At 72.3% G+C, this 16,028-nt stretch carries 14 protein-coding genes; 11 read left to right on the top strand and 3 right to left on the bottom strand.

Annotation, left to right across the window (positions count from 1 at the left end; genetic code table 11):
* Nucleotides 1-68 precede the first annotated feature (68 nt).
* The 8 genes from EJC51_RS11420 to EJC51_RS11385 all read left to right on the top strand — a co-directional run bounded on the left by EJC51_RS11420 (nucleotide 69) and on the right by EJC51_RS11385 (nucleotide 10,984).
* Nucleotides 69-2,300, top strand: coding sequence for a molybdopterin oxidoreductase family protein (locus EJC51_RS11420; protein ID WP_126270967.1), 2,232 nt, complete (start codon nucleotides 69-71; stop codon nucleotides 2,298-2,300).
* A 122-nt stretch (nucleotides 2,301-2,422) separates the two neighbouring features.
* The gene (locus tag EJC51_RS11415; protein ID WP_126270966.1) at nucleotides 2,423-3,820 is read left to right on the top strand and encodes a CitMHS family transporter; all 1,398 of its coding nucleotides are present in this window, start codon (nucleotides 2,423-2,425) and stop codon (nucleotides 3,818-3,820) included.
* 31 nt (nucleotides 3,821-3,851) lie between these two features.
* Nucleotides 3,852-5,090: an MFS transporter gene (locus tag EJC51_RS11410; protein WP_126270965.1), complete on the top strand. Its 1,239-nt coding sequence runs from the start codon at nucleotides 3,852-3,854 to the stop codon at nucleotides 5,088-5,090.
* 102 nt (nucleotides 5,091-5,192) lie between these two features.
* The gene (locus EJC51_RS11405; RefSeq protein ID WP_126270964.1) at nucleotides 5,193-5,813 is read left to right on the top strand and encodes a hypothetical protein; all 621 of its coding nucleotides are present in this window, start codon (nucleotides 5,193-5,195) and stop codon (nucleotides 5,811-5,813) included.
* Complete coding sequence (locus EJC51_RS11400; protein ID WP_126270963.1) at nucleotides 5,803-6,879, top strand: class F sortase; 1,077 nt, start codon at nucleotides 5,803-5,805, stop codon at nucleotides 6,877-6,879. The genes EJC51_RS11405 and EJC51_RS11400 overlap by 11 nt, the downstream gene beginning before the upstream one ends.
* Nucleotides 6,880-7,051: 172 nt before the next feature.
* Nucleotides 7,052-8,395 carry an ABC transporter ATP-binding protein gene (locus EJC51_RS11395; protein WP_126270962.1) on the top strand — a complete coding sequence of 448 codons (1,344 nt, stop codon included), beginning with the start codon at nucleotides 7,052-7,054 and terminating at the stop codon, nucleotides 8,393-8,395.
* A gap of 109 nt (nucleotides 8,396-8,504) precedes the next feature.
* A complete protein-coding gene (locus EJC51_RS11390) occupies nucleotides 8,505-9,893 on the top strand; it encodes an aldehyde dehydrogenase family protein (protein ID WP_126270961.1) in 1,389 nt (462 codons plus the stop codon).
* A gap of 11 nt (nucleotides 9,894-9,904) precedes the next feature.
* Nucleotides 9,905-10,984 (top strand): Zn-dependent alcohol dehydrogenase, encoded by a 1,080-nt coding sequence (locus tag EJC51_RS11385; protein ID WP_126270960.1) that lies wholly within the window; start codon nucleotides 9,905-9,907, stop codon nucleotides 10,982-10,984.
* Nucleotides 10,985-11,027: 43 nt separating this feature from the next.
* Here EJC51_RS11385 and EJC51_RS11380 read toward each other — a convergent pair whose 3' ends face one another.
* The 3 genes from EJC51_RS11380 to EJC51_RS11370 all read right to left on the bottom strand — a co-directional run bounded on the left by EJC51_RS11380 (nucleotide 11,028) and on the right by EJC51_RS11370 (nucleotide 13,485).
* The gene (locus EJC51_RS11380; protein WP_425276787.1) at nucleotides 11,028-11,951 is read right to left on the bottom strand and encodes a DMT family transporter; all 924 of its coding nucleotides are present in this window, start codon (nucleotides 11,949-11,951) and stop codon (nucleotides 11,028-11,030) included.
* A gap of 132 nt (nucleotides 11,952-12,083) precedes the next feature.
* Nucleotides 12,084-12,809: an ArsR/SmtB family transcription factor gene (locus EJC51_RS11375; protein WP_126270959.1), complete on the bottom strand. Its 726-nt coding sequence runs from the start codon at nucleotides 12,807-12,809 to the stop codon at nucleotides 12,084-12,086.
* A gap of 34 nt (nucleotides 12,810-12,843) precedes the next feature.
* Entirely contained in the window at nucleotides 12,844-13,485 is a 642-nt protein-coding gene (locus EJC51_RS11370; protein ID WP_126270958.1) for a TetR/AcrR family transcriptional regulator, read from the bottom strand.
* Nucleotides 13,486-13,563: 78 nt separating this feature from the next.
* Between EJC51_RS11370 and EJC51_RS11365 the strand changes: the two genes are divergently transcribed.
* The 3 genes from EJC51_RS11365 (at nucleotide 13,564) to EJC51_RS11355 (ending at nucleotide 16,023) form a co-directional block, all read left to right on the top strand.
* Entirely contained in the window at nucleotides 13,564-14,715 is a 1,152-nt protein-coding gene (locus EJC51_RS11365; RefSeq protein WP_126270957.1) for an acyl-CoA dehydrogenase family protein, read from the top strand.
* A gap of 69 nt (nucleotides 14,716-14,784) precedes the next feature.
* Entirely contained in the window at nucleotides 14,785-15,072 is a 288-nt protein-coding gene (locus tag EJC51_RS11360; protein WP_059196614.1) for a YiaA/YiaB family inner membrane protein, read from the top strand.
* Between the two features lie 327 nt (nucleotides 15,073-15,399).
* On the top strand, nucleotides 15,400-16,023 hold the full coding sequence (locus EJC51_RS11355; RefSeq protein ID WP_126270956.1) for a TetR/AcrR family transcriptional regulator: 624 nt from the start codon (nucleotides 15,400-15,402) through the stop codon (nucleotides 16,021-16,023).
* Nucleotides 16,024-16,028 lie beyond the last annotated feature (5 nt).

The following is a 16,028-nucleotide window of genomic DNA, read 5'->3' as shown; positions in this document are numbered from 1 at the left end:
GGGCTCCCCACCATGCCTACTGGTCGGTATGCTCCGCCAGGACAGGCACCGCTGCCCCGGGAGGACCCGTGTCCCGCACCGCCCTGCGTATCTGCCCCCTGTGCGAGGCCACCTGCGGCCTGACCCTCACCATCGAGGGGACCCGGGTCACCGGCGCCCGCGGCGATCGCGACGACGTGTTCAGCCAGGGCTTCATCTGCCCCAAGGGCGCCTCCTTCGGCGCCGTCGACGGCGACCCCGACCGGCTGCGCGGCCCGCTGGTCCGCAAGGACGGCGAGCTGCGCGAGGCCACCTGGGAGGAGGCCTTCGACGCGGTCGCCGCCGGCATCCGGCCGGCCGTCGAGCGGTACGGTCCGAACGTCGTCGGCGTCGTGCTCGGCAACCCCAACGTGCACACCATGGCCGGCGCCCTCTACCCGCCGGTGCTGCTCGCCGGCCTCGGCACCCGCAGCGTCTTCACCGCCTCGACGGTCGACCAGATGCCCAAGCACGTCTCCAGCGGGCTCCTCTTCGGCGACGCCAACGCGATCCCGGTGCCCGACCTCGACCACACCGACCATCTGCTGCTCATCGGCGCCAACCCCCTGGAGTCCAACGGCAGTCTGTGCACCGCCCCCGACTTCCCCGGCAAGCTCAAGGCGCTCAAGGCCCGCGGCGGCACCCTCACCGTCATCGACCCGCGCCGCACCCGCACCGCCAAGCTCGCCGACCGCCACCTCGCGATCCGCCCCGGCGCCGACGCGCTGCTGCTGGCGGCGATGACGTACACCCTCTTCGAGGAAGACCTCGTCGACACGGGGGAGTTGACCCCGCATCTCCAGGGGATCGACGAACTCCGGGACGCCGTACGGGACTTCACCCCCGAGGCGGTCGCCGACGCCTGTGACGTCGACGCCGACACGATTCGCAGCCTCGCCCGGGAGCTCGCCGCCGCGCCCACCGCCGCCGTCTACGCCCGCATCGGCAGCTGCACCGTCCCGCACGGCACGCTCGCCAGCTGGCTGGTCGACGTGCTGAACATCCTGACCGGGAACCTCGACCGGCCCGGCGGCGCGCTCTTCCCGCAGGCCGCCACCGACCGCACACCCCGGCCCGCCGGACCCAGCCACGGCTTCGCGCTGGGGCGCTGGCACTCCCGGGTGAGCCGGTATCCCGAGGCCAAGGGCGAGCTGCCGATCTCCGCGCTCGCCGAGGAGATCGACACCGCGACGGAGGAGGGCGAGCCGATCCGGGTGGTCGTCACCGTCGCCGCCAACCCCGTCCTGTCGGTGCCCGACGGCGACCGGCTCGACAAGGCCCTCGACGGGCTCGACTTCATGGTCAGCGTCGACCCCTACCTCAACGAGACCTCGCGCCACGCCGACGTCGTGCTGCCCCCGCCGCCGCCCTCGCAGAGCCCGCACCACGACTTCGCCTTCAACACCCTCGCCGTCCGCAACCAGCTCCGCTACACCCGCCCCGCCGTCCCGCTGGAGCCCGGCCGCATGGCCGAGACCGAGATCCTCGCCCGGCTGGTCCTCGCCGCGACCGGAATGCACGGCGCCGACCCGTCGGCCGTGGACGACCTGGTCATCGGGCAGACCCTCGGCAAGGCGGTCAAGGAGCCCTACTCGCCCGTGCACGGCCGGGACGCCAAGGAACTCGCCGGGCTGCTGACCGGCGTCTCCGGCCCCGAGCGGCGGCTGGACATGATGCTGCGCCTCGGTCCCTACGGCGACGGCTTCGGCGTACGACCGGACGGGCTCGGTCTGGAGAAGCTGCTGGCGCATCCGCACGGCATCGACCTCGGGCCGCTCGCCTCCCGGCTGCCGCAGCCGCTGAAGACCCGCAGCGGGAAGGTGGAGCTGCTGCCGCAGCCGATCGCCGACGATCTGCCGCGTCTGCGGCAGGCCATGGCCGAGCGTGCGGAGGGGCTGGTCCTCGTCGGCCGCCGTCATCTGCGCTCCAACAACAGCTGGATGCACAACGTCCCCGCCCTCACCGGCGGCACCAACCGCTGCACGCTGCACATCCACCCCGAGGACGCCGCCGGCCTCGGGCTCGTCGACGGGCAGCAGGTCGGGGTGAAGGGCGCCGGGGGAGCGGTGACCGCGCCCGTGGAGATCACCGACACCGTGCGCCGGGGCGTGGTCAGCCTCCCGCACGGCTGGGGCCACGACCGCCCCGGGACCCGGATGAACCATGCCGCCCAGGACCCCGGTGTCAACGTGAACCAGCTGCTCGACGGCCGTCTCCTGGACCCGCTGTCAGGCAACGCGGTCCTCAACGCCGTACCGGTCGAGTTGATCACAAAGCCGTGACCTGCAGTTTTGCGCTTATTGCTCGCGCGTCAACGTCTTGTTAACACCGCTTGACGGCACCTAACGTCCATCGCACCGCCGGCCCTGGTGGGAGTTCAAGGGCGAACGTTAGGTATCCACTCATGCTGACCATCCTCGGCTTCGCCATGATCGCGACCTTCCTGGTCCTGATCATGATGAAGAAGATGTCGCCGATCGCGGCGCTCGTACTGATCCCGGCACTGTTCTGTGTGTTCGTCGGTAAGGGCGCCAAGCTCGGTGACTACGTCATCGACGGCGTCACCAGCCTCGCCCCCACCGCGGCGATGCTCATGTTCGCGATCGTCTACTTCGGTGTGATGATCGACGTCGGCCTCTTCGACCCGATCGTGCGGGGCATCCTGAAGTTCGCGAAGGCCGACCCGATGCGGATCGTCGTCGGCACCGCGATCCTCGCCGCGATCGTCTCCCTCGACGGCGACGGCTCGACCACCTTCATGATCACCGTCTCGGCGATGTACCCGCTGTACAAGCGCCTGAAGATGAGCCTGGTCGTGATGACCGGTGTCGCCGCCATGGCCAACGGCGTGATGAACACCCTGCCGTGGGGCGGCCCGACCGCCCGTGCCGCCACCGCGCTCAAGCTCGACGCCAGCGACATCTTCGTCCCGATGATCCCGGCCCTCGCGGTCGGCCTGGTCGGCGTGTTCGTCATGTCGTACTTCTTCGGGCTGCGCGAGCGCAGGCGCCTGGGCGTGCTCACCCTGGACGAGGTCCTGGTGGAGGAGAAGGAGTCCGAGACGGTCCTCGTGGGCGCCGGCTCCGGTAACACGAAGGCCCCGGTGACCTCCGGAGGAGCCGGCGGCACCGACGCCGAGGACGACGAGGAGCAGGAGCGCTTCACGGTCCTCGACCCCCAGCGCGCCACCCTGCGCCCCAAGCTGTACTGGTTCAACGCCCTGGTCACCGTCACCCTGCTGACCGCCATGATCATGGAGTGGCTGCCGATCCCGGTGCTGTTCATGCTCGGTGCCGCGCTCGTCCTCACCGTCAACTTCCCGCACATCCCCGACCAGAAGGCCCGGCTCGCCGCCCACGCCGACAACGTCCTCAACGTCTCCGGCATGGTCTTCGCCGCCGCCGTCTTCACCGGCGTCCTCCAGGGCACCGGCATGGTCGACCACATGGCCCGCTGGATGGTCGACGTCATCCCCGAGGGCATGGGTCCGCACATGGCCCTCGTGACCGGTGTACTGAGCCTGCCGCTCACCTACTTCATGTCCAACGACGGTTTCTACTTCGGCGTCCTGCCGGTCCTCGCCGAGGCCGGCGCCGCCCACGGCGTCTCGCCGCTGGAGATGGCGCGCGCCTCCCTCGTCGGCCAGCCGCTGCACATGTCGAGCCCGCTCGTCCCGGCCGTGTACGTCCTGGTCGGCATGGCCAAGGTGGAGTTCGGCGACCACACCCGGTTCGTGGTCAAGTGGGCCGCGCTCACCTGCCTGTTGATCCTCGGGGCAGGAATCCTCTTCGGCATCGTCTGATCCGCTTCTCGTGTCCACGGAGGACTCGCCCATGGCGCCCGGTGGGAACCGCGGCTGGCTGCTCCGCCTCGTCATCGCCTTCAGCTTCGCGCAGGGGGCGGTGTCGATGGCCCGGCCCGCCGTGTCCTACCGGGCCCTCGCGCTGGGTGCGGACGAACAGGCCATCGGCGTCATCGCGGGGGTCTACGCCCTGCTCCCGCTGTTCGCCGCGGTCCCGCTGGGCCGGCGCACCGACCACGGCCGCTGCGCACCCCTGCTGCCCGCCGGCGTGGTCCTGATAGCGGGCGGCTGCGCACTGAGCGGTGTCGCCGGCTCCCTGTGGGCGATGGCGATCTGGAGCGGGGTGATGGGCCTCGGCCACCTCTGCTTCGTGATCGGCGCCCAGTCCCTGGTCGCCCGCCAGTCCGCGCCGCACGAACAGGACCGCAACTTCGGCCACTTCACCATCGGCGCCTCCCTGGGCCAGCTGGTCGGCCCGATCGCCGCGGGCGCGCTGATCGGCGGCAAGGACATGGCGGACACCAGCGCGCTCGCCCTGCTCGTCGCCGGGGCGGGCGCCGCGGTCGCGTTCACCTCGCTGTGGCGCATCGAGGACCGTACGGCGGTCAAGTCCCGTACGGAGCAAGGCGACCGGGTCCCCGTCGGCCGCATCCTGCGGGCTCGGGGGGTCCCGGCCGGCATCTTCGTCAGCCTCGCCGTCCTGTCCGCGACCGACATCCTCACCGCCTACCTGCCGGTGGTCGGCGAGCACCGCGGCATCGCCCCGTCCGTGATCGGCCTTCTGCTCAGCCTCCGCGCGGCGGCCACGATCGCCTGCCGGCTGGTGCTGACCCCGCTGCTGCGGCTGCTGGGCCGCGCCGTGCTGCTGACGGTCACCTGTCTGCTGGCGGCCGTGCTGTGCGCCGGCATCGCCCTGCCGGTGCCGGTGTGGGCGCTCGCGCTGATGCTGGCCGTGCTCGGCTTCTGTCTCGGCGTCGGACAGCCGCTGTCGATGACGACGGTCGTGCAGGCGGCCCCCGACGGTGCCCGCTCCACCGCCCTCGCCCTGCGCCTGACCGGCAACCGCCTCGGCCAGGTCGCCGCACCGGCCACGGCGGGCCTGGTCGCGGGCGTCGCGGGCGTGGCGGCACCCTTCGTGATGCTGGGCGCGCTGCTGCTCCTGTCGGCGGGGGTGGCGCTGCGGTCGGCGGTGCGGCCGGCCGGGGAGGCGGGGGCGGTGCCGGGGGTCCGCCGTTCGGGAGCGGCGGTGGGCCGTAAGGGGGATGCCTGACGGAGTGTCGGGCCGGGTTCTCGTGCATGGGGCAGCGCATGTGACACAGAGTCAGACGCGATGCGATTTGTATGAAAATCGCCTGACTCGGAGGAACTACGCATGCCCATCGCCGTCCGCCCCCGCCGCGCCCGCGGCTGTACCGCAGCCCTCGCGGCGCTCACCGTCGCAGGCGTCGCACTGACCGGCGCCCCCGCCGTCGCGGCTCCCGAGGACAACGGGGACGTCAAGATCCACGAGGTCGGCACGCCCTTCACCGACCAGCGGGACGAGCCGAAGGTCTGCGACTTCTACCTCGCGGCCTTCAACTTCGACGACAGCGAGCACTTCACCTGGACCATCGACGGACAGGGCAACGGCCCGAACGCCGGCACCGGTCATCTCTCCGGCACCCTCACGGCCGACACCAACGGCGACGCGCACAGCATGCCTCTGGGGCTGCCCAACGGCCTGTACAAGCTCGTCTGGAAGGGGACCGACTGGCAGGGCGCCGGCAAGCAGAAGGTGTTCACCGTCGACTGCGCGAGCCCGAAGCCGACGCCGAGCATGCCGGGCGGCGGCCCCGGCGGCCCCGGCGGCCCCAACGGTGGCCCGCCGGCCGGCGGTGGCGGACTCGCCCGGGACGCGGCGATGGGGCCGGTCGCCGGTGCGGCGGCAGTGGGCCTGGCCGCGGCCGGCGGCGCGGTGTGGTTGCGCCTTCGCCGTCGCCCGCATGGCGCGTAGCAGTCCCAGGCGTGCGCCTCGGCGCGGGCACCGGCCCGGGCCATGGCGCCCGACGCGTGCCTACCGGCTGGCGCGGACGGCGGCGGTGGCCGGGTGTCTGATCCTGGCCGGCGTGCTGTGGACGCACGACGAGGATCCCGGTGGGGCGGCGGCGCCCGACGAGACGGTCGCCGCCGCCGGGCGGGGGGCCGCGGGCGGGGCGGGGGCCGGTGGTGGGCCGGGTGCCGTGAGTGAGACGGGTGAGGCGGGTGCGGCCGGTGGGCCGGGTGCCGCCGGAGCCCCGGGCGTACGGGGCGAGGTGGGCGCTGCACCGCAGGAGCTGCCCGCCAGAGGCACCGGCCTGCACCTGTCGCCGGCCGCCTCGACCGCCCCCGGGGCTCCCGGCGCTCCAGGCGCCGGCAGCGCCGGCCCCCGGTCGACCGCTTCCGGCGCGCCCAGCGGAGGGCGCCCGCCGGCCGCCACCGGCGCGCGCCGTCCCGGGCAACCGGCGACCACTCCCGGCGCCCGCCGGGCACCGGCCCCACCGGCCCGTCCCGGCGCGCCGGGTGTGCGTCCGCCCCGCCACCGGACGACTCCGGCGCTCCGCCCCCTGCCGCGCTCCCGGGCCACCCGCATCCTCATCCCGTACCTGGACGTCGACGCCCCGGTCACGGACCTGCGCCTCGACCGGCACCGGCGCCTGGGGGCACCGCCGGGTGACGATCCGAACCTCGTGGGCTGGTACCGGGACGGCCCCGCTCCCGGCGGGCAGGGAACCGCCGTGGCCGTGGGCCATCTGGACACCGACACCGGCGGCGCGGTCTTCGCGGGCCTGTCCGAGCTGAAACGCGGACGCCTGATCGAGGTGCGGCGGGCGGACGGTCGTACCGCCGTATACGCCGTCGACGCCCTCCGGGAGTTCGAGAAGGCGCACTTCCCCGACCGGGAGGTGTACGGCGCCCGGGGCCGCCCCGAGCTGCGGCTCATCACCTGCGGTGGCGACTACGACCGCAGAAAGGGCTACTCGGGCAACCTGGTCGTCTTCGCCCACCTGGTCGCGACCCGGGAGGCACCCGCCCGGCACTGAATCTGGCCGTCCGGTTTCTCACCTGCTGGACCGTGCCGTCCGATCCTGCCCATTCCCTTCCCCCGGCCGCACACATTCCGTTAACTTCCGTGACCCATAGGCCCCGTGCGACTCGCCCGGGGCATTCGGCCACGGAGCAACAGCGCTCAGTCAGCCCCCGGGGGCACCTGCCATGACACGCGCCATCTCTCTGCACGACGTGAGCAAGAGCTATACGCGAGGCACCCGGGTGGTGGACCGGCTGACGCTGGACATCGCCCCGGGCGAGTTCCTCGTGCTGCTGGGACCCTCCGGCTGCGGCAAGTCGACGGTGCTGAGAATGATCGCCGGCCTGGAGGACATCGACGAGGGCGACCTGCTCCTCGACGGCGAGTTCGCCAACGATCTCCCGCCGTCCGGCCGGGACATCGCGATGGTCTTCCAGAACTTCGCCCTGTACCCGAGCATGACCAGCCGCGACAACATCGGCTTCCCGCTGCGCATCGAGACCCCCGGCGCGGACCCGCGACCGCGCGTGGACGCCACCGCCCGCATGCTCGGCATCGAGGACCTCCTCGACCGCTTCCCGGCCCAGCTCTCCGGCGGTGAACGCCAGCGCGTGGCCATGGGCCGGGCGATCGCCCGCCACCCCTCGGCGTTCCTGATGGACGAGCCGCTGTCCAACCTCGACGCGAAACTCCGCAATCATCTGCGCGCCGAAATCTCCGCGCTCACCAGGGAGTTGGGCGTCACCACGGTCTACGTCACCCACGACCAGGCCGAGGCCATGTCGCTCGGCGACCGGGTCGCCGTGCTGCGCGGCGGCGTCCTGCAACAGGTCGGCAGCCCGCGTGAGGTCTACGCGCTGCCCCGCAACGTCTTCGTCGCCGCCTTCATCGGCACCCCGCGGATCAATCTCCTCCAGGGCCTGGTCCGCGCCCCGTTGGACGGCGCGATGACCATCAGCCTCGGCAAGCAGTACCTCCGGCTGCCTGAACCCCTGTCCCTGGACCACCAGTTGCTCCGCGTCCAGCAGGGCCGCGAGGTCATCGTCGGCCTGCGCTCGGAGGCGGTGCGCATCGCCAAGCCGTCGGCGGCCCGCCCCGGCGAGATGCCGCTCACCGGTCTCGTGGAGCACGTGGAGTTCCAGGGCCACGAGAACCTCGTCCACTTCAACACCGGCTCCCGCCCTGCCGTCGTACCCGACCTGGAGGCCCCGCGCCCCGCGGCCCGTCCGGCCCGGCGCCGCCGCCGCGAGGGCGGTTCCGGCGTCCTGGACCGGCTGCGGCAACGCGCCGACGCCCTGCGCGCGGGCCCGGTCGTGGTCCTCGACCACCCGGCCGAGCCGGCGCCGGCAGTGGCGCCCGCGGAAGGTCGGCTCCCCGGCGACCTGATCGTCCGCACCACCCCCGACCTCCAGCTCCGCCACGGCATGCACGTCCCCCTCCTCGTCGACCTCGCCCACCTCTTCGTCTTCGACCAGCACGGCGAACGCATCAGCCCGGCCCCGGCCCGCCTGCCCGACCTGGAGGAGTGAGTCGGCTTCCGACGGGCAGGGGGCGGGAGCGTCTGGCATTCGAAAACTAACGTCGCTAGTTTATGAGCCGGACGACGACAAGGTCACGCCCCCGCCGGGAGGACGCACGATGAAGGCACACGACGGCATGTACATCGACGGCACATGGCGGCCCGCCGCCGGCCGGGACACGATCGAGGTCGTGAACCCGGTCGACGAGCAGGTGATCGGCCGGGTCCCGGCCGGCACCGCCGAGGACGTCGACACCGCCGTACGGGCCGCCCGTGCCGCGCTCCCGGCCTGGGCCGTCACCCCGCCCGCCGAGCGGGCCGCGCGCCTCGCCGCGCTCCGGGACGTGCTCGCGGCCCGCAAGGACGAGATCGCCGAGACGGTCACCGCCGAACTCGGCTCACCCCTGAAGTTCTCCGAGAACGTGCACGCCGCCGTCCCGATCGCGGTCGCGGGCTCGTACGCCGAACTGGCCACCACCCACGCCTTCGAGGAGAAGGTCGGCAACTCGACCGTCTTCCACGAGCCCATCGGCGTGGTCGGCGCGATCACCCCCTGGAACTACCCCCTGCACCAGATCGTCGCCAAGGTCGCCCCGGCGCTGGCGGCCGGCTGCACGGTGGTCCTGAAGCCCGCCGAGGACACCCCGCTCGTCGCCCAGCTCTTCGCCGAGGCGGTCCACGAGGCCGGGGTGCCGGCGGGTGTCTTCAACCTCGTCACCGGCCGCGGACCGGTCGCGGGCCAGGCCCTCGCCGAACACCCGGGCGTCGACCTGGTCTCCTTCACCGGCTCCACCGCGGTCGGCCGCCAGATCGCCGTCACCGCCGGCGCCGCGATCAAGAAGGTCGCCCTCGAACTCGGCGGCAAGTCCGCCAACGTGATCCTGCCGAGCGCCGACCTGGCCAAGGCCGTGAACGTCGGCGTCGCCAACGTGATGTCCAACTCCGGCCAGACGTGCAGCGCTTGGACACGCATGCTGGTGCACCGGGACCAGTACGACGAGGCCGTGGCGCTCGCCGCGACCGCCGCCGCCAAGTACGGCGACCGCATCGGCCCGGTCGTCAACGCCAAGCAGCGGGCGCGGGTGCGCGGTTACATCGAGAAGGGTGTCGCGGAAGGCGCCCGGCTGGTCGCCGGAGGCGCCGAACCCCCGCGCGAACAGGGCTACTTCATCGCCCCGACCGTCTTCGCCGACGTCACCCCGGAGATGACCATCGCCCAGGAGGAGATCTTCGGCCCGGTCCTGTCGATCCTCCGCTACGACGACGAGGACGACGCCCTGCGCATCGCCAACGGCACGGTGTACGGCCTCGCGGGCGCGGTCTGGGCCGGGGAGGAGGCGGAGGCGGTGGCCTTCGCCCGCCGGATGGACACCGGGCAGGTCGACATCAACGGCGGCCGCTTCAACCCCCTTGCCCCGTTCGGCGGTTACAAGCACTCCGGCGTCGGCCGCGAACTCGGCGCGCACGGACTCGCCGAGTACCTCCAGACCAAGTCCCTCCAGTTCTGAGGAGCGTTTCCATGGTTCGCGCAGCAGTCCTTCCGGCCGTGGGTGCCCCGCTGGAGATCACCGACATCGAGCTCCCGGACCCCGGCCCCGGCCAGGTCCGCGTCAGGCTCGCGGCCGCCGGCGTCTGCCACTCCGACCTGTCCCTGTCCAACGGCACCATGCGGGTCCCGGTCCCGGCGGTCCTCGGCCACGAGGGCGCGGGCACGGTGGTCGCCGTGGGCGAGGGAGTCGCGGACGTGGCGCCCGGTGACGGCGTCGTCCTCAACTGGGCTCCGTCCTGCGGCAGTTGCCACGCCTGCTCGCTCGGTGAGGTCTGGCTGTGCGCCAACGCCCTCAGCGGCGCCGCCGACGTGTACGCCCGCACCGCGGACGGCACCGACCTCCACCCCGGCCTGAACGTCGCCGCGTTCGCCGAGGAGACGGTCGTGTCGGCGTCCTGCCTCCTGCCGCTGCCCGACGGCATCCCGCTCACCGACGCGGCCCTGCTCGGCTGCGCCGTCCTCACCGGCTACGGCGCCGTCCACCACGCGGCACGCGTCCGCGAGGGCGAGACGGTGGCGGTCTTCGGCGTCGGGGGAGTGGGCCTGGCGACCCTCCAGGCCGCCAGGATCGCGGGCGCGTCGAAGATCGTCGCGGTCGATGTCTCCCCGGAGAAGGAGGAGTTGGCGCGCGCGGCCGGGGCCACCGACTACGTGGTCGCCTCCGACACCACCGCCCGCGAGATCAGGGGCCGCACCGGCAAGCAGGGCGTGGACGTGGCCGTGGAGTGCGTGGGCCGCGCCGCGACCATCCGCACCGCCTGGGATTCCACCCGTCGCGGCGGCCGTACGACGGTCGTCGGCATCGGCGGCAAGGACCAGCAGGTCACCTTCAACGCCCTGGAGATCTTCCACTGGGGCAGGACCCTGTCGGGCTGCGTCTACGGCAACTCCGACCCCGCCGCGGACCTGCCGGTGCTCGCCGAACACGTCCGCACCGGCCGCCTGGACCTGGGCACCCTGGTGACGGAACGGATCGCCCTGGACGGCATCCCGGCGGCCTTCGAGAACATGCTGGCGGGCAAGGGCGGCCGGGCCCTGGTCGTCTTCTAGCGCACCCCGCCCGTGCGTCAAGGTCCTTGCGGGCAGGGCGCGTTCACACCGAGTCGGAGAGCTTCGCGGGCTGCGGCGCCGCCGCCGCCGCGGCCCGCGAACGGGACACCGCGACCCCCGCGAGACACAGCACCCCGCCCACCAGGGTGAGCAGCCCCGGCACCTCCCCGAGCACCACCCAGGACATCAGCACGACCAGCGCGGGCACCGCGTAGGTGGTCGCGCCCATCCGGCTGGCGGTCGTACGGGCGAGGGCGTAGGCCCAAGTGGTGAAGGCGAGCGCGGTGGGGAAGACGCCCAGATAGACCATGTTGAGCGTCGCCGACAGGGGCGCGTCGGACACCTGCTGGACGAGTTGTCCGGTGAACGGCAGACAGACCACAGCGCCCACGAGACAGCCGTACGTGGTGACTTGCAGCGCGCTCGCCGACCCGAGGGCGGGCTTCTGCGCGACGACCCCGCCGGCGTACGCGACCGCCGCCAGCAGACACAGCACCACCCCGAGAACGGACGACCCACCCCCACCCGACATCGACAGCCCCACGGTGACGGCCCCCGCGAACGACACCGCCATCCCCGCCAGCAGCCGCGGCGGCATGGCATCCCCGAGCAACCGCGCCCCGAGCAGCGCGATGAGGATCGGCCCGATGTTCACGACCAGCGCCGCGGTACCGGCGTCCACCTGCTGCTCGCCCCAGTTCAGGACGACCATGTAGACGCCGAACCAGAGCAGCCCGGACACGGCGATGCCGCGCCAGGCGGCTCGGGGCGGGGGCCCTTCACGTCGTATGAGACACAGGACTCCCAGCGCGATGACGCCGGAGAACAGCCGTCCGAGAGCGAGTGCGCCAGGGGAGTACGCGTCCCCTGCGCTGCGAATGGAGACAAAGGCGGAAGCCCAGAGCAAGACGGTTGTGACGGCAGCACCGGTGGCGAGGAGGTGGGGACGGCGAGAGGGGAACATCATGCTCCTGAGGCTAGGGAGAGGCGGAGAGGAGGGCTGGCGCATTTCGGACCCGGCACTGCGGTGCCGCCAAGGGGCGCGGGGAACTGCGCGACCAGCCCCGACGAACCCGCAGCCGCATATGAACCCATGCGGTTACCGCAGTGCGCTCGACTCGATCCCCAAGAGCTCCCGCAACGCCCGTTCTCCCTCCGCAGTCACTCGAACCGCACGTTCCGTTCCGATCCGCACACACCACCCCACCTCCAACGCATGCCGACACAGCGCGGCTCCCGCAACCCCCGCAAGATGAGGCCGCCGCTCTGTCCAGTCCAGGCAAGCCCGCACCAAAGGTCGCCGACTCTTCCGGTCAAGCCCGATACCCGCTGCGGCGAACCACGCCAACCCCGCGTCCGTCAGGGCGAACCCGGCGTCCTGGCTGAGCAGCAGACGTGTCGTCATCGCATCCGTGACCACAATTCCGAGCCGCCCCGCAAGATGGTCGTAACAGGTCCGCCCCCGGGCCATGGCCGAGCCCGCGCTCGACTCCCGCAGATTCCGCGCCCGAGGCTGCGCCCCCACCTGCGCCGACAGCTCCTCGACCACCTGCGCCACCCGCGCGTCGGCGAGCCGCACGTACCGGTGCCGCCCCTGCCGTTCCTCCGCGAGCAGTCCGCCCGCGACGAGCTTGCCCAGATGCTCGCTCAGCGTCGACGCGGCGACGCCCGCGTGCCGGGCGAGCTCGCTCGCCGTCCACGCCCGCCCGTCGAGCAGCGCCAGCAGACACGCGGCCCGCGTCTCGTCGGCGATGAGGCCGGCGAACCGGGCCAGCTGGGTCGCCTGGGGGTTCCTGGGGGCCGTGGAGGTCATGCCTCCCAGCATGGGACACGAATACTTCGGCGCCCACCGAAGCGTTCTACGCGGGCCGCCTGACCTGCTCGTACTGCATCGCCAGCCCGTCCAGCAGCGCCGCGATCCCTGTCTCGAAGGCCCGCTCGTCGATCTTGTCCTGCTGCTCGGCGAGGAGGTGGGCCTGGCCGAGGTGCGGATAGTCGGTGGGGTCGTACGCGCTCTGGTCGTCCACGAAACCCCCGGCGAAGGAGCCGAGCGCGGAGCCCATGATGAAGTACCTCATCAGCGCGCCGATGGAGGTGGCCTGCGCGGGCGGCCAGCCGGCGTGGACCATCGCGCCGTAGACCGCGTCCGCGACCCGTAGTCCGGCGGGGCGTCGGCCCGGCCCGTGGGCGAGGACGGGGACGATGTTCGGGTGCTCGCGCAGGGCGGCGCGGTAGGAGACGGCCCAGTCGTGCAGCGCGGTCCGCCAGTCGCGGCCGTCCTCGAACATCGACAGGTCGACCTGTGCGCTCACCGAGTCGGCGACGGCCTCCAGGATCTCGTCCTTGGTGCGGAAGTGGTTGTAGAGGGAGGGCCCGCTGACCCCGAGCTCGGCGGCGAGTCGCCGGGTGGAGACGGCCGCGAGGCCCTCCGCGTCCACGAGGGCCCGAGCCGTCTCGACGATCCGGTCGGTGCTGAGGAGGGGCTTGCGCGGTCGGGCCATGGCGCACATAGTAGGGCTGCACCTGGAAACTAGCAGTGCTAATTTAAATGTACGCCTTTCAAGTGGGGTGATCTCGTGGTGAACCTGGGACTCAGCGAGGAGCAGGAGGCCGTACGGCAGCTCGCCCGGGACTTCGTGGCACGCGAGATCGCCCCGCACGTCATCGCCTGGGACCGTGCCGAGGAGGTCGACCGGGGCATCGTGAAGAAGCTCGGCGAGGTCGGCTTCCTGGGGCTGACGATCGACGAGGAGCACGGCGGCTCGGGCGGCGATCATCTGGCGTACTGCCTGGTGACGGAGGAACTGGGCCGGGGCGACTCCTCCGTGCGCGGGATCGTCTCCGTCTCGCTCGGCCTGGTCGCCAAGACGATCGCCGCCTGGGGGAGCAAGGAGCAGAAGCGGCAGTGGCTGCCGGGGCTCACCTCCGGGGAGTGCGTCGGCTGCTTCGGCCTCACCGAGCCCGGCACCGGCTCCGACGCCGGGAACCTCACCACGCGCGCGGTGCGCGACGGCGACGACTACGTCATCAACGGCACCAAGATGTTCATCACGAACGGCACCTGGGCCGACGTCGTGCTGCTGTTCGCCCGCTCCACCGACGCCCCCGGCCACAAGGGCGTCTCCGCCTTCCTTGTCCCGACCGACACCCCCGGCCTCGGCCGCCGCACCATCCACGGCAAGCTCGGCCTGCGCGGACAGGCCACCGCCGAGCTCGTCCTGGAGGACGTGCGCGTCCCCGCCTCCGCGCTGCTCGGGGAGGAGGGCAAGGGGTTCACGGTCGCCATGTCCGCGCTCGCCAAGGGGCGGATGTCGGTCGCGGCGGGCTGCGTCGGCATCGCGCAGGCCGCCCTGGACGCGGCCGTGCGGTACGCCGGTGAGCGGGAGCAGTTCGGCAAGCCGATCGCGAGCCACCAGCTCGTCCAGGAGCTGATCAGCGACATCGCGGTCGACGTCGACGCGGCCCGGCTGCTGACCTGGCGGGTCGCCGACCTCGTCGACCGCGGCCTGCCCTTCGCCACCGAGTCGTCCAAGGCCAAGCTGTTCGCCTCGGAGGCCGCGGTCCGCGCCGCCAACAACGCCCTCCAGGTCTTCGGCGGCTACGGCTACATCGACGAGTACCCGGCGGGCAAACTGCTGCGCGACGCCCGCGTGATGACCCTCTACGAGGGCACCAGCCAGATCCAGAAGCTCGTCATCGGCCGTGCGCTGACCGGGGTTTCGGCCTTCTGAGTAGGTGCGTCGGCCGGCCTGAGTATCTCGGCGGATGTGGTGGGCGCCGCGTCCGCCGAAGCTGTCCCCATGAGTGACACACCGGTCAAGCAGCAGAGCACGGCGGCCTTCTACGGCCAGGCCGTCGCCTCCTTCGCCGTCGCCATGGCGGCGACCGCCATCGGCATCTTCCGCCTCGACGCCAACGCCTGGGTGCGCGGCTTCCTCGCCATCGCCGTCCTGTACCTCGTCACCTCCGCCTTCACCCTGGCCAAGGTCATCCGGGACCGCCAGGAGGCCGGCCAGATCGTCAGCAGGGTCGACCAGGCCCGCCTGGAGAAGCTGCTGGCAGAGCACGACCCGTTCGAGAAGCTCTGACACCGTGCTGCTCGACTGCGGCCACGCGGGTCTCTCGTTTAGGGCCTGTCCGGCGGATCATGCCGCAGACGCGGGGTCTGGCACGCCGGCCTGCGGCGTTGTCGTCGGTTGCCGACTCCCCCACGCTCGAACAACCTCGCGCGGGAGGCGCCCCCATCGCGTCGCCGCCCTCCTCCGCCTTGCATGCCGACGCACCAGACCCCGCTCACCGGCGCTGATGAGGTGCCGCGGCTTTCCTGCGACCTGACCCGCCGGACAGGCCCTAAGCGGTTGCTCACCTTCGGCGGTATGGTGGTCCCTCGATCAGTGGAGAGGGGCGAGCAGGCGATGAGTACGGCGGAGGAGACGGCCGGCGGCGAGACGTCGGCGTGGGGCGAGGTCACGCCCGACGCGGCACGGCGGCTGCTGATCGCCGCGGTGGAGGCCTTCGCCGAGCGCGGCTACCACGCCACGACGACGCGGGACATCGCGGGCCGCGCGGGCATGAGTCCCGCCGCGCTCTACATCCATTACAAGACCAAGGAGGAGCTCCTCCACCGCATCAGCAGGATCGGCCACGCCAAGGCGCTGGAGATCCTCCAGACCGCGTCCCGCCGCGAGGGCACCGCCACCGAGCGGCTCGCCGACGCGGTCAGCTCCTTCGTCCGCTGGCACGCGGGCGGCCGTACCACCGCCCGGGTCGTCCAGTACGAACTCGACTCCCTCGGCCCGGACGCCCGCGAGGAGATCCTCGCGCTGCGCCGGCAGTGCGACGCCGAGGTGCGCGCGATCATCGAGGACGGCGTGGCGTCCGGCGAGTTCGACGTCCTGGACGTCAAGGGCACCACCCTCGCCGTCATGTCGCTCTGCATCGACGTCGCCCGCTGGTTCAACGTCGACGGCCCCTGGACCCCCGACGAGGTCGGCGCGCTCGACGCCGACCTCGTGCTGCGGATGGTGGGGGCCAAGTAGCGCGG

This window comes from Streptomyces aquilus (genome assembly GCF_003955715.1).
GTDB classification, from domain to species: Bacteria; Actinomycetota; Actinomycetes; order Streptomycetales; family Streptomycetaceae; genus Streptomyces; species Streptomyces aquilus.
This window is presented reverse-complemented; position numbering and strand designations above follow the sequence as displayed.

Coding starts and splice junctions, on each gene's coding strand:
- EJC51_RS11415 (WP_126270966.1), top strand. CDS start 2,423: ATGCTGACCATCCTCGGCTTCGCCATGATCGCGACCTTCCTGGTCCTG.
- EJC51_RS11410 (WP_126270965.1), top strand. CDS start 3,852: ATGGCGCCCGGTGGGAACCGCGGCTGGCTGCTCCGCCTCGTCATCGCC.
- EJC51_RS11405 (WP_126270964.1), top strand. CDS start 5,193: ATGCCCATCGCCGTCCGCCCCCGCCGCGCCCGCGGCTGTACCGCAGCC.
- EJC51_RS11400 (WP_126270963.1), top strand. CDS start 5,803: ATGGCGCGTAGCAGTCCCAGGCGTGCGCCTCGGCGCGGGCACCGGCCC.
- EJC51_RS11395 (WP_126270962.1), top strand. CDS start 7,052: ATGACACGCGCCATCTCTCTGCACGACGTGAGCAAGAGCTATACGCGA.
- EJC51_RS11390 (WP_126270961.1), top strand. CDS start 8,505: ATGAAGGCACACGACGGCATGTACATCGACGGCACATGGCGGCCCGCC.
- EJC51_RS11385 (WP_126270960.1), top strand. CDS start 9,905: ATGGTTCGCGCAGCAGTCCTTCCGGCCGTGGGTGCCCCGCTGGAGATC.
- EJC51_RS11380 (WP_425276787.1), bottom strand. CDS start 11,951: ATGATGTTCCCCTCTCGCCGTCCCCACCTCCTCGCCACCGGTGCTGCC.
- EJC51_RS11375 (WP_126270959.1), bottom strand. CDS start 12,809: ATGCTGGGAGGCATGACCTCCACGGCCCCCAGGAACCCCCAGGCGACC.
- EJC51_RS11370 (WP_126270958.1), bottom strand. CDS start 13,485: ATGGCCCGACCGCGCAAGCCCCTCCTCAGCACCGACCGGATCGTCGAG.
- EJC51_RS11360 (WP_059196614.1), top strand. CDS start 14,785: ATGAGTGACACACCGGTCAAGCAGCAGAGCACGGCGGCCTTCTACGGC.
- EJC51_RS11355 (WP_126270956.1), top strand. CDS start 15,400: ATGAGTACGGCGGAGGAGACGGCCGGCGGCGAGACGTCGGCGTGGGGC.